This is a genomic window from Legionella spiritensis, assembly GCF_900186965.1.
In the GTDB taxonomy this organism is placed as follows: domain Bacteria; phylum Pseudomonadota; class Gammaproteobacteria; order Legionellales; family Legionellaceae; genus Legionella_C; species Legionella_C spiritensis.
Genome location: NZ_LT906457.1, coordinates 2,976,057 through 2,989,168, shown reverse-complemented (window position 1 = coordinate 2,989,168; position 13,112 = coordinate 2,976,057). Strand labels below are relative to the sequence as shown.

The following is a 13,112-nucleotide window of genomic DNA, read 5'->3' as shown; positions in this document are numbered from 1 at the left end:
ATGGGAAAAAATTTTATAATTTATCCATACTTCCTTATTCCCAAGGTTTTTTAAGTCATACTTTCGTTAAGCTTACGCATCCCCGGAATAATTTGGCATCACTGGCAAAGGAATGGTTGTCATGACAATAGGAAAAGGCAAAGCGGGGATCCGTTTCCTTAATCTCGCTGGCATTTTTGATCGAATCGTTATTTGATGATTTGTAGTGATAAAAGGAAAAAGTGGTCTTTTTACTGACGTGATACAACGGACTGCCGAAAGCGGCGCCCTGATCTTCCGTAAACTCCGCTTGATAAGCCAGCAATACATTTTTTAATGCTTCCAGTTCTGTGATGGTGCTGTTGCTCTGATTGGTTCTAAAAGTGTTTATCTTGGCAAAGGGGCATTGCAGGGGATAATAAACACAGTCTTGTTCGGCGTGTAACGAGGAAGGAACCATCACGGTTGGAATATACTCCAGACCGTAACATTCATTATAAATTTTCTGGATATCCCGTACCGGGAAATATTGCTCATCGGTAGCCGGTTTGACGGCAATACCTGATCCCATGCCAATGTTAAAAATGTACTTGGCGGTATCTATAATGAAAGGCGTCGGGCGAAAGCGATTTATTTTTTGAGCGCTTAAAAATAAATCATTGCAGGAGGCATCGTAGGTATTTTGCGTCAGCTTTTTTCGCAGCGATTCAGAAAAGTAGAGCTTTAGTTTAAGCCAGCCTTCATTGTGTTTGATTTCCTCAACGAAACGTTCCGAAAAATAAAGGATCTGGCTTTGCCAATGATTATCGGTATGTTTGCTGTTAAGGATTTCTTTAAAAATAAGATGATGCTCATAGGGTGATTTGGGCGCAGGGGCCGAGACGTCGTAATATTTTTGAATCCGGGCGTGTTTTCTCTGGCAGCCAATGTTGGGTAACAAAAAGGAAGACAAGGCTCCTGAGGAAACCGATAACACGTTGTTTTCTACCGTTTTGTCTTCATCAAAGACAATTTGCATGTTGAAAATGGCTCCGGGCCCTTGCACGCAATCCGGGAATATTCGCTCATTTTCACCAAAATAATGCCATTCACAATATTTATCGACAATCATGCCGAGAGGGATACTGTGCTTACCGTAGCCCAGGTGGGTAAACAGTTCGTGTTCCGTGTGGGGGCTGTCGATTTTTTCAAGCCTTCCATGTTTGGCAGGGAGGTAAGCATGATTCTTGATGCCAAAATGCTCCCCAAAATCATAATGGGCGAGAAAAAATGGTATGTCTTTATCTGGATCGATTTGTTCAATAAGCTGGAAAAGAGGTAAATTAACCCGTTGCACGGCGTGCTTGATTTCATTCCATGAAAATTTCTCGATCTTGTTCATTCCTAAACGCCATTACATCCTGAAAATACAATTATCCTGATTTTAAAAAGAAGATAATTGCAAAAAAGGCTTAATAATAGCCATTAATTTTGCTAGAGTCACCCGCTTCAAAGGATTTCAGGGAAAATAATGACTAAAACCATGCAAAGAATGCCGAAAGGAGTCACCTCGCTGTATTTCATCCAGGCTTTTTCGACGTTTTCCTACGCTGTACTCTATTCTTCGCTCTCGCTTTATATCACCAGGCAGTTAGGCTTGTCTCAAACGGTTTCCAACAGCATAGTCGGGTTGTTTCTCGCGTTTAACTACGTGCTGCATTTGTTGGGCGGTGTAATGGGTGGGCGATATTTAAGCAATCGGGTATTATTTTTTGTTACTACTATTTTGCAATGTTTCGGCGTGTTGTTACTTGCTTTTGCGGAATCTGGCCTGCTTTATATCGGTTTAAGTTTGTTTCTGGTTGGTGGTGGTTTAAATACGACTTGTTACAACAGCATGCTAACCCAACGGTTTCAAGCTGATGACTCAAGAAGGGAGAAGGCTTTCTTTTCAAGTTATGCCGCCATGAATGCCGGATTCTTGTCCGGCTTTCTAATCAGCGGGTTTTATGACGCATCCAGTCAATATCAGCAGTTATTTTATGGTAGCGTGGTCACAAATATCGTGAGCCTGGCTTTGATGGTATTCAATTGGCGACATCTGGATGATACGAATACACCCTTGCAGGATATAAAAAATCCCGGGAAGCGGCGATTCAGATATGCCAGTGGTGTTATTGCGACGTTGCTGCTTGTTCCCTTGCTTTTCTTGTCTTTTCACTCGGCAGATATCAGTAATGGTGTGGTTGTGTTAGCAAGCATCGTGATGTTTGGTGTGATTTGGTTGTTAGGTCAGAAACAGAAGAGCAGGATCGATCAACAAAAAATTATGGCTTTTTTAATTCTGGCGGTGACCTCTATTGTGTTCTGGATGATTTATTTTACCGGACCAATGGGTGTGACACTCTTCATCAAGCACAATGTCGATAAGCGATTGTTTGATTACCAATTGGCCACGCAATGGCTATTTAACATCAATGGCGTCATCATCATTGCAGGTGCTCCACTTATGGCAATGTTGATTCAGAAATTGCGAGCCAAGGGTATGAATTTCCCGGTTTCAATGCAGTTTGTCTGGGCATTCGTTATTTTGTCATTCTCGTTCTTTTGCCTGTCTTTGGGGGTCATGTTTGCAGATAGCCAGGGGTATAGCAGTATTTACTGGGTTATCCTGTATTCTGTGACCCAGGCTATGGCTGAATTACTCATTGGTCCGGTCGGGTATGCCATGATTGGACGTATCGCGCCGGTAAAACTACAGGGTGTTTTGATGGGTACCTGGATGATGGTATCCGGTGTCGCAGCCTCCCTGTCGCATTATTTCTCCAACGCCATGGTAAAAACCCAATCCGTTGATCCGTTGATTACAAACCCGGATTATTTGCATGTGTTTAATCAATTGGGTCTTTGGGCTATAGCCGGGGCAATATTTTTGTATTGTATTGCCGGGAAAATCAGGAGTTTTATGGAAGATAAGGCAGAATCGGACGAGCAGGACATGGAAACGGTTCCAGCAGCCTCATGATCTTAAATCTTGCAAATTGACATTTTACCACCGACATTTTCGAGGTAAATATACTAATTTTTTCGCTCGCTTCGATATGATTTACTGATGCCAGAGACTAAGACATTAGCCTTTGATGTTGGTAATTATTGGAGATAAGTACATGGGATGTTTAGCCGAGGCATTGGCTTGTGGTTCAGAGAAGGAGTATCAATGCAGCAAGGACGATCAGAAGTATTTTATTGAATACATTTTGCAGCATAGTCATTATGACTTGAGAGATTTGGCCGATATTTTGGAGGTTAGGCCATTATTGTTGAGCCAAGTTGTTTGCGGGCGGCATTATCTTAAGAAAAAGGTATCAATAAATCTGTATGAATGGTTTTTAATCACCCTATGCCGGTAAATTTTATTTGTTGTTACTCTGTTGACCAGATGATATATTGGCCCATTTTCGGGAATTGGAGTTTTTTATAATGGCTGATGTTGTATTTATCGGGGCTGGCCCTGTCGGTCTATACACCGCGATTCAATTAAAGCTCTATTGTCCGGAGCTTGATATTCGCATGTATGAAAAATATGAAGAATATCAGCGTAAGCATGTTCTGATTGTTGATAAATCTTCCTACAAAGGCTCTCATCCGGACAGTGATTTTCAAGCACTACTGTCTGAACTAACTGGTACTGTCCCCACTAATGTCATCGAGGATAAATTGTTGGATTTTGCCAGGTCTCTTGGGATTGAAATTAAGTATCAACCAGTAGAGTCGGTACAAAAACTGGCAGAAGAAAATCCGGAAACTGGCATCATTATCGGCTCGGATGGCTCCCATAGTCTGTTACGAAAAGAACTATTTGACGATAAGAAAATTGTTGAAGAGGATTTGCAATACATTGCTGAGTTAAAATATAAAGTCAGGGGAACATCCAGGGCTCTTTCCAGCTTAATGGAGTATATTCCTGCGTTAACGCTTACCAATCATTTTGTGTCTGAACATGTCGGGAAGATCCAGGAGGGAGAAACGCCCATTTCAATTCGCTTTTTCATTGATGAAGAGACGTTTCGAGAAATGCAATCGTTGGGTGTCAGTTTCAAAAATCCATTAAATTTGGAAAGAGCCAAGTGTATAGAGGAGCCTGGTATTGCAAATTTATCTACCAGCATTCAAAGATGGCTTGTTGCTCGAAATACACTTGCCAACGATGTGATAATCGAGGGCAGCGATAAAATAACAGCAATCAATTTACCGGTTTACCGCAGTGAGTTGTTTGCCAAAGAGCAACATGGTAAAAAATGGTTCCTGGTTGGAGACTCGGCTCTTGGGGTGCCTTACTTTCGCGCCTTAAATGCCGGTTTGTTATCGGCTAATCAATTGGCTAAATTGCTTGATCTGCATTTCCATCCCGAAAACAAACCTGAAAAGTCAAAGTTGAGTAGCTTTGCAAAAATTTCTTCCTCGCTTGATCAAGACAGGTCGGTCGTTGAATTATACAATCAACGAGTATCCTCTATTGCTGACTCTGAGATACAAGGAGCCAAACTGAAAAATCTAGGGGTGTCCACTGCCATCACTTCTACTCATTCCATGCAAAAAGCTCCCGTATCCTCTTTAAAGCTACCCGTTGAAACCAGACGAGATATGAAAGCTATAAACCCGGAACCGCATGGAAAGATATCGTCTTGTTCGATGATGTAGTTAATAAATAATAATTATGCTTGACGGAGGCAATGGTGAGATTAAAAAATGTTAGTCTTTGCTTCCTTTAATATTTCATCACTCTGGATAAGCTAATTACTGTTCCAATAATTTTGTTGCTATCTTGAATGTTAGCCCAATCGGGATTTAGGGCTAACAGCTCGTATTCGGGAGAATTTTTTGAAGCGGATAGTTGTTTATATTTACGAATAATGACTTCGCTATTCGTTTCCAGTTTTGCTGCTACGAGATTGCCTGGGTATGGAAAAGTCTCAGGATCAATAACAAGAACGTCTCTGATTTTTAATTCAGGCACCATACTTTCATCTTTTACTACCAACGCAAAAGCATGTTCACTAATAAGTTCACTGATCTCGGAACTGACAGGAATAAAACTTACCTTTTCAGAATAGTCTTCATGTTTCATTGCCTGGATATGAAAAGCCGGATCACAAGCTTGCTTACAATCCAATACAGGAATAAGTGCGCCTAATCCCGGTGTTTTACCAGGTTTTCCTTGGCGGTCATCCGATAGGCACATGAGAAAAGCAGGGGAGATTTCCAAAGCGGTTGCCAATTGTTTGATTTCTTCAGGACCAGGAGTTCGCTCACCTCGCTCGTAGTTGTTTATACGAGAAATGTTCAAATTTTCGGTCAAGGCGGCCAATGCTTTTCTGGTCAATCCTTTTTTGTTGCGTTCTTCCCTGATTCGTTGGCCAATTTTCTCTTTGATGCTCATAGCGTTGCTCGCTCACCCCAAACATGGAAAAAGAAATAGCTGGTATTGACAATAACTCAATACGTGCTAAATTGAGAGTCTGTACATGCTCATTTTGAGTTAATTAGCTCTTTATGAGTTTATTTCTGTAAAATCACTGCTTTGAACGATATCACAGAAATGTTTTTAAGACGATAGGACTGACTTAAAGAGAGACGCACCTGAAATGGACTTTGTGATTAACGAACAAGAACTGGAAGCCCTTTGCGGATTACCCCACATCCAGCAATTGGTTTACCTGAGAGGGATCCGACCGTATATGGATATTAAAACAGGAGTAGCGGGTATCAGGCGACGGATCAGCCATCAATCCATATCCGAACAACTCTACATCGAGCCGCACCAGGGGATTAAAAGCCAACGCTTCTCGCGTGATCAAGTGCGCCGCGCCGTTGCCGGCCTCGCCCGGGCGGGCTTGATCGAAGTCCAATCGGACGATATGCAGCTTATTTTAAAATGCCTATTCGCCTCCCGGCATTATTCTGTCCAAAATAAAGCCGCCATAAACCCGCCACAGAAAGCCACCATAAACCCGCCCGAACAAGGCCTTGTCAATACGGGGCTTTCTGAGGGCGAGGCACTAAAAGCCGTCACCCCACAACCCGTAAAAGCCACCATACCTCTAAATAATGATAATTATTTTATTTATTTAAACACACGATTCGAGGACTTCTGGGCAATCTACCCGCTTAAGAAAGCCAGGCAAAAAGCCTGGGAAGTGTTTCAAACGCTCAACCCCACAGACGAGTTGATAACACAAATACTCACCGCCTTAAAAACACAAATTCAATTTACTAACCGTCAACAGCAGCAAGGCCACTGGGTTGCCCCGTGGAAATACCCGGCCAACTGGCTGGCGCAGCATTGCTGGCAAGACGAACTTGTTATGGATCAACCTAAGGAAAACCATCATGCAGCACATCAAACAAATCGTACAAAACAACCTGCCAGTGACGCCTTCTGGGACGCCTGCAAGGAAGGATTTGACGAGCACGAAGAAGCCGCAGACGACAACGTCATCGCCTTCCCAAAGCTCGGAATTCAGTCGTAAACGCATCGATCGCCTGTTTTTAAAATTCGCGGCCTGTTACGGACCGGTCTGGCGCAGCCAGTTCAAGCACGACGATTTTCTCGAATTTGCCAAAAAGGAATGGCACCAAGCCTTGCTGGAATTTGAAGACGGCATCATCGAGCAGGCGATAGCCGCTTGCCTTGCAGGCAGGGAATTGCCGCCTACCATGCCGCAGTTTATGGATTTATGCCGCTCCGCTAAAAAGCGCCACGCCTTTGCACCGATAAACCGCGACCACAAGCCGCGCAATCTGGAAGTGGCTTTTATCCATTTGCACAAAATGAAACAACTATTAAACCGCTAAACCACAGGAGAACACAGCATGTTGATATTAAGCCGCCGGGTCGGTGAACAGGTACTCATCAATAACGGCACCATTCAGGTCAAACTTCTTGAGGTGAAAGGCAACTGCGCCAGAATCGGCTTTTGCGCCCCACCCGAGACCGACATCGATCGCGAGGAAATCTACTATCAAAAACTGGCCAATCTCGATTTGAGCCAGAAAGCCGCCAACGACGAAGAGGAATAGGGAGGGGATTATGAGACGCACTCTAAAAACCATCAAAGGTCAAATGAGCCGTTACGGGCTTGGGGTTTTGGCGTTTGCCCCGACCACCACTTTTGCCGCCACCATTGAAACCGTGGTCAACAATGCGGTGAGTTACCTGCAAGGCCCTGTCGCCAGAGGAGCCGGGGTTTTGGTTATCGTCGGCACCGGCTATCTGTGCATCGCCCAGCAAAAAATGCCGAAAGAGCGTTTCGCCATGATTCTGGTAGGACTTGGCGTTATCTTTGGCGGCTCGTCCCTCTACAGCATGCTGGTGGGATAAGGCCATGGCTTATAACCCCGATACAACGCTCACGCTAAATCCGGTCTATGGTGCGTTAACCCGCGCGGCCATGGCCGGTGGTGTCACCTTTGAATACCACGGCATCAATCTCATGGTTTCGGTATGCGCCTTCATCGCTATGGGCAATTTGCTTTATGGCCTGGTGTTTATCCCGCTGCACGTCTTTGGCTGGCTGGTGTGCCGAAACGATACCCGCTTTTTCACCATCGTCACCAAACGCCTGCTGCTGTGCCCGCCGTCACCAAACCAGACTATTTGGGGAGTTCGAGTCTATGAACCTTTTTAAATCCCGCCAAATCGCATACCAGGAAACGCCGGTGTCTGCCGTATTTCCCATCACCCACTTAAATACGCCCGGCGTGTTTGAATCCAAAATCGGTTTTCAGGGCGCGACCCTGAAAGTGCAGGGGATTCCCTTTCTCACCGCAGAGCCTGAGCACTTGAATCGGTTAAGCCAGCGGCTGCATCAAGCCATGCTAAACCTCGATGAGCGGTTTATCCAGTACGTCACCGTGCACCGTAAAAAAGAAAACCTGGCTTTAAAAGGGCAATTCAAATCCGCATTTGCGAAGCGGGTCAACGACCGCTACCACGCCCGCTTTACCGGCAAAAGCCTCTATCGCAACGACATTTATCTAACCACCGTCTTAAAAGGCGACACCTCCAGCAAGGCAGCACGCTCACTCTCATTCATGGAGCGTTTAAAAGCCCTGCAAAGCCCGCAAAACAGCAAAGCCCTCCGGGAGGAAAAATTAACCGCCTTGCAGGCTAAAATGGCGCAACTGCAAACCGCACTCTCGCCGTTTAAACCGCATCCATTGGGGGAAAACGACCAGAATTTGGGTTACAGCGAACTGCTGGCCTTTTTATCGCTAGTACCCAACGGCGGCGATAGCGTACCGTTTCAGCGCCCGGTAAATTTTACGGCGATTGCCAAAGGCATTACAGAAGTCTGGCGCGCCGAACAACTCTACCCGCAAGGCCACCTCGGGCAATATCTGTGCAACAGACAACTCTTTTTTGGCAACGCCATCCAGTTGCAGGGTGCGGCAAACAAGGACACCCGTTTCGCTGCCATGTTAGCCATCAAACAATACAGCCAACACAGCGCCAGTGTCATGTTAGACCCACTGCTCGAACTCGATTGCGAATTCATCTTGACCCATTCCTTTGCCCCCATACCACGGGAAGTGGCGCTCGATGTGATTCATAAAAAACGCGGCAAGCTTATCAACGCCAATGACGCGGGTGTGAGTCAAATTGCTGATTTAAGCCTTTTGGAAGACGGGCTGGCAAGCGAGGCCACCCGCCTGGGCTATCACCACAACACCTTGATGCTACTCGCTGATTCCAGGGAGGAACTGGAGCTAGCCATCCGCGAGGCGGTCAACGTGTATGCCTTATCAGGCATGGTGCTGGTGCGCGAAACCATCGGTGCGGAACTCGCCTTCTGGTCGCAAATCCCGACCAACCATCATTTCATCACCCGCTCCTCCCTAATCACCTCGCACAATTTTGTCGATTTCTGTCCCTTGCATAATTTTGAAACGGGATTCAGGGACGGCAATCATCTGGGTGAGGCGGTGACGCTGTTGCAAACGCCATCAAAAACCCCGGTGTATTTCAACTACCACACCCCATCGTCGAAAACCAATCCGGCCAAGGGGCATACCGCCATTTTTGGTGCCACCAACGCCGGGAAAAACACCCTGGTCGCTTTTTTAGATGCCCAGATGGGGCGTTATAGCAACCGCAGTTTCTTCTTAGACCGCGATGAAGCCTCCAAAATTTACGTACTTAGTTCCGGCAACAGCCGATATACGGTGATTGCCCCGGACAAGGCCGTAGCCATGAATCCGCTGCAACTGCCGGATACTTCCAAAAACCGCACCTTCATCAAGGACTGGTTTGGCCAACTCATCAAGCAACCCAATGAAAACGACTTGCCGGGCCCTGTCACGGAAACCATCAACGAATGTGTGAACTACGCCTTTGACCATCTGGAGAAACGTTACCGCACCTTAAGCAATGTCAGCCAATGCCTGCCCTGTGATTTTCCCCGCTGGCCGGAATTGCGCCGTTGGCTCAAAGGTCACGATGGGCGAGGCGATGGCGAGTTCGCCTGGCTGTTTGATAATGACAAAGACAGCCTTCGCCTGGATTTTGATAAGGTCGGCTTTGACATCACCTACCTGATGGATGAAGTATCAAACCAGATATCCACGCCGGTGTACCTGTATCTCTTACACCGCATGCGCTTAAGCCTCGATGGGCGTTTGACCTCGTTTATCATCGATGAGGCGTGGCAGGTGTTGGGTTCCCCGTTCTGGCTTAAACACCTGAAAAGCTGGCTGGCGACCATTCGCAAGAAAAACGGCCATTTCATTTTCATGACCCAGTCGCCGGAAACGGTGGTGAATTCGACCATCGCCAGTGAGATTTTAACCAACGTGGCCACCACCATTTATTTTCCCAATCCCTCGGCCAGTACCGAGGTGTATCAAAACAAACTACACCTCACATCCAGCGAATACCAGTTGCTTAAAAACCTGACCCCGGAATCGCGCCAGTTTTTAGTGAAACAGGAGCAAACCGCGATGCTGTGCAAACTCGATTTAAGCCCTCTTGCCGATGAAATCCGCATCTTTTCCGGCAATCAGGCTTCCGTGCAACTGCTGGATACCATCATCAATGAAGTGGGCGATAACCCGGACGTGTGGTTGCCGCTGTTTTTGCAACGGAGTCGGGCATGAAAAAAACAATACGGGTCTTGACGTTAGGCAGTGCTTTACTCAGCCCAATGGCACACGCCGATATTCTGGGCGTCTCTGATGCTGCCCTGCTGGTCAAAGCCATCGAACAATTGGAGCAGCTACGCTCGCAGTACCAATTGCTCAGCCAAACGTATAACAACGCCAAATCGCAACTTGATGGCATTGAAAATCTAACCCACTTCAACAGCGGCCATTACGGGTTCGGAAGCTTAAGCAACAGCGCATCGGACTTAAAAAACCGGCAATGGTCGCCCAATACCTGGGACGACGCTTTAAATAACATCGCCGGCGGCAACCCCACCCGTTATCAGGAGCTGGTCAACGCCTATCAAAAAAATCACCCCGCGGTGAATGAGACGGCCTATTTAAAAGGCGCCAGTCCATCACGGCTTAAGCAATACCAGAGCAATCAGGCCGTCAATCAAGCCATTGGCGTGCAAGCCACCTACGCCTTTAACGAAGTCAACCAGCACTTGCAAGCCATCCACGACTTATCCGCCCGGATTGACCAGGCCGACAACACCAAGGCGGCGGTTGATTTAAATTCCCGATTGTTAGCCGAACTCGCCTACATCCAGATGGAAAACCTGAGGCTGCAAACGCTGATAAGCCAGCAAACGGCAGCTACTGGAGCCGGGGAGCTGACGGTGGATGGCGAATCGGCCTTGTTTAACACCCTACCCGATGAATAAAGGAGAACCCATGCGCACATTTTTAAGCGTTTGCCTGCTGCTGACGTTGATGAGTTGCAGCCGGCCACCGGATTTAAACACACCCTGTCCCGATTACGGACGCTTTTGTCCGCAACAACCAATTAACAACGACATCAATCATTAAGAAAAGGACTTATCATGAAAAAAACAGCCGTCATTTTGTATCTGTTCGCCTGGACTGCCTTATTAACCGCCTGCCACCACAACCCGTTGAAAGAGGCGAGTCCCAGGCAGCGCATTAATTTTTTAATGGCCGCCTCAACCGCCGCTGAAAAACGCCTTGATGTTTTTGTCGCCCCGGGCGGCGGTTATTACCTAAGCTGCATGCAGGGCGAGGACTTGCCGATTGACTGCCGTACCCTGTTTGCAAACATGGTCGCTTATGCCCAAACCACCAAAACCTTCAAGGACGTCACCGTAGCCGAACTCACCGACCCCGCACTGTTTGCCGAGGTGGTGGACGATTACCAGAACGCTTTTTTTAACGCCGTGTAAGGAGGGAATGATGGCCATACCAACTTACGCCACCGTCATTGTGCAACTGACCGACCGCATTGATGATTTGACCCGCACGTTTGTGTTTAACGGCTACAACACCCTGTCCAGTGTGCTGGCCGGGCCACTGGCCTCGTTGTGTGTCTTATACATCGTGCTGACCGGTTTCGGCATCATGCGCGGTTTGATTAAAAAGCCCATGGAGGAATTCACCAAAGGGGCGATTCGCATAGGGCTGGTGTACATGCTGGCCATGAACTGGGGCGTGTTTTCCGAATATCTGGTGACATTGTTCATCCATGCCGCCAGCGAATTAGGGGCTGATTTGATGCAGGCCACCCCGTTTGATGTGCCGGTCATGACCGGCCATGGGGTCAATGGCGGTTTGCAATCGGTGCTGATTGAAGTGGTTCGGGTGGGCTCCTGGACGTGGGCAAAAGCCTCGTTCAAGCATTGGGCGCCGGTTTTCACCGCCATGATGATTTATCTATCCGGCCTTGCCGTCGTTGGGTTGGCGCTTTTTGAAATCATCATCGCCAAGTTGATGCTGGCCATTTGCCTGTGTACCGCGCCCCTGTTTTTATGCTTCACCCTGTTTGATAAAACCCGCTCCTTTTTCGACCGCTGGCTGGGCACCATCGTGGGTTTTTCCCTGGTTCTTGTATTGGTGTCCACGGTGGTGGGTTTGTGTTTGCACCTTATTCACTGGGCCATAGGCGGTCATTATCTCAACCACGCCGCCACCGTCAAGGCGGTGGATTGGATCCCCGTCTTTTTAGTCGCCTGCCTGTGCGTCATGGCCATTTTAGAAGTCACCGGCATTGCCAAAAGCATTGGCGGGACGTGCTCGACCAGTAACGGTTCGGCCATGGTCGGCGGGTTTCTGGGAGGAGCTATGGGAGCGAGTCGTACCAGCGGCAGTTTGAGTCAAAAAGCCATGACCATCGCCAAAGCGGCCGTTCCTGGCAGCGTGCTCGGCAATTTAAGTCACATTCGCGGCCAGGCCGGGCAGCAAAGTCAAACTGCGATGAGCGGTATTCGTCACAACCTGGGAGGTAAGGAATGAATAACAACACCGAGCGGTATTTTAAACAGGCGCGCAGCTGGGCGGATGATAATTTTGCCAGGGTGGCAGTGTCGCGCAACCGTTATCAAGCGGCCTTTCTGCTGGCCATGGCGTTAAACGTCTGTGCGGTGATTGCTGTAGTGGTGCTTGCCAGGATGCAAACGCTGGTGCCGATGATGGTGCACCATTACGACAACGGTGTGACCACGGTGGAGCCGGTTAAGCAAAGTAACGCGCCAATGAATCAGACGCAGGTGGAAAGTGATATCGTTCGCTACATCACCAACCGGGAAAGTTTTGATGTCAGTTCCTATCGCGCCCAGTTTGATTTGGTGAGCCTGTTATCGAGTCATGCGGTCAATAACGAATATCTAAGGGAGCAGGACAAATCGGCCAAAGGCGCACCCATTCATGTATTAGGCGCCAAAGCCCATCGTAGCGTGCACGTCTACAGCATCAATTTTCTGGATAACCTGGTACTCAACGAGAAAGACTTGCCCAAAAACCACCACAACCTGGCCGAGGTGGTGTTTACCTTAACCGACACCGACAAGGCCAGCGGGAAAACAACAAGCCAGCATTACAACGCGCTCCTTTCCTGGCGTTACACCCAACCCTCCACGGCACCCGATGTGCGCTGGAAAAACTGGGACGGATTTCAGGTGACCCGCTACAGCAAACAACTTCGCAACAGTGAGAGGTAA

At 47.6% G+C, this 13,112-nt stretch carries 15 protein-coding genes; 13 read left to right on the top strand and 2 right to left on the bottom strand.

Annotated elements, in window-relative coordinates; genetic code table 11:
* Positions 1-55 precede the first annotated feature (55 nt).
* Entirely contained in the window at positions 56-1,360 is a 1,305-nt protein-coding gene (locus tag CKW05_RS13650; RefSeq protein WP_058482619.1) for a hypothetical protein, read from the bottom strand.
* A gap of 129 nt (positions 1,361-1,489) precedes the next feature.
* Here CKW05_RS13650 and CKW05_RS13645 point away from each other — a divergent pair, with 129 nt between their 5' ends.
* The gene (locus tag CKW05_RS13645) at positions 1,490-2,983 is read left to right on the top strand and encodes a peptide MFS transporter (protein WP_058482620.1); all 1,494 of its coding nucleotides are present in this window, start codon (positions 1,490-1,492) and stop codon (positions 2,981-2,983) included.
* Between the two features lie 455 nt (positions 2,984-3,438).
* Positions 3,439-4,659, top strand: coding sequence for an NAD(P)/FAD-dependent oxidoreductase (locus tag CKW05_RS13635; protein ID WP_133141152.1), 1,221 nt, complete (start codon positions 3,439-3,441; stop codon positions 4,657-4,659).
* Positions 4,660-4,726: 67 nt separating this feature from the next.
* On the opposite strand, the gene CKW05_RS13630 is transcribed toward CKW05_RS13635, so the two are convergent.
* Positions 4,727-5,398 carry a helix-turn-helix domain-containing protein gene (locus CKW05_RS13630; protein WP_058482622.1) on the bottom strand — a complete coding sequence of 224 codons (672 nt, stop codon included), beginning with the start codon at positions 5,396-5,398 and terminating at the stop codon, positions 4,727-4,729.
* A 205-nt stretch (positions 5,399-5,603) separates the two neighbouring features.
* Between CKW05_RS13630 and CKW05_RS13625 the strand changes: the two genes are divergently transcribed.
* Genes CKW05_RS13625 through CKW05_RS13575 form a run of 11 tightly spaced genes read left to right on the top strand, consistent with a single transcriptional unit; the run spans position 5,604 to position 13,112 of the window.
* Complete coding sequence (locus tag CKW05_RS13625) at positions 5,604-6,488, top strand: hypothetical protein (protein ID WP_058482623.1); 885 nt, start codon at positions 5,604-5,606, stop codon at positions 6,486-6,488.
* A complete protein-coding gene (locus CKW05_RS15385; protein ID WP_133141153.1) occupies positions 6,421-6,813 on the top strand; it encodes a Vir protein in 393 nt (130 codons plus the stop codon). Before CKW05_RS13625 ends, CKW05_RS15385 begins: the two co-directional genes overlap by 68 nt.
* Positions 6,814-6,831: 18 nt before the next feature.
* Positions 6,832-7,038, top strand: coding sequence for a carbon storage regulator (locus tag CKW05_RS13615; RefSeq protein WP_058482625.1), 207 nt, complete (start codon positions 6,832-6,834; stop codon positions 7,036-7,038).
* Positions 7,039-7,048: 10 nt separating this feature from the next.
* A complete protein-coding gene (locus CKW05_RS13610) occupies positions 7,049-7,339 on the top strand; it encodes a TrbC/VirB2 family protein (protein ID WP_058482626.1) in 291 nt (96 codons plus the stop codon).
* 4 nt (positions 7,340-7,343) lie between these two features.
* Positions 7,344-7,646, top strand: coding sequence for a type IV secretion system protein VirB3 (locus CKW05_RS13605; RefSeq protein ID WP_058482627.1), 303 nt, complete (start codon positions 7,344-7,346; stop codon positions 7,644-7,646).
* Positions 7,633-10,113 (top strand): VirB4 family type IV secretion/conjugal transfer ATPase, encoded by a 2,481-nt coding sequence (locus CKW05_RS13600; protein WP_058482628.1) that lies wholly within the window; start codon positions 7,633-7,635, stop codon positions 10,111-10,113. The genes CKW05_RS13605 and CKW05_RS13600 overlap by 14 nt, the downstream gene beginning before the upstream one ends.
* Positions 10,110-10,826, top strand: a complete 717-nt coding sequence (locus CKW05_RS13595; protein WP_058482629.1) for a type IV secretion system protein — start codon at positions 10,110-10,112, stop codon at positions 10,824-10,826. The genes CKW05_RS13600 and CKW05_RS13595 overlap by 4 nt, the downstream gene beginning before the upstream one ends.
* A gap of 10 nt (positions 10,827-10,836) precedes the next feature.
* Positions 10,837-10,971 carry a T4SS-associated protein LvhB7 gene (gene lvhB7, locus CKW05_RS15600; protein ID WP_095140664.1) on the top strand — a complete coding sequence of 45 codons (135 nt, stop codon included), beginning with the start codon at positions 10,837-10,839 and terminating at the stop codon, positions 10,969-10,971.
* Positions 10,972-10,985: 14 nt separating this feature from the next.
* Positions 10,986-11,342 (top strand): hypothetical protein, encoded by a 357-nt coding sequence (locus tag CKW05_RS13585; protein WP_058482630.1) that lies wholly within the window; start codon positions 10,986-10,988, stop codon positions 11,340-11,342.
* A gap of 7 nt (positions 11,343-11,349) precedes the next feature.
* Positions 11,350-12,408, top strand: a complete 1,059-nt coding sequence (locus tag CKW05_RS13580; RefSeq protein WP_231950619.1) for a type IV secretion system protein — start codon at positions 11,350-11,352, stop codon at positions 12,406-12,408.
* The gene (locus CKW05_RS13575; protein ID WP_058482632.1) at positions 12,405-13,112 is read left to right on the top strand and encodes a virB8 family protein; all 708 of its coding nucleotides are present in this window, start codon (positions 12,405-12,407) and stop codon (positions 13,110-13,112) included. Before CKW05_RS13580 ends, CKW05_RS13575 begins: the two co-directional genes overlap by 4 nt.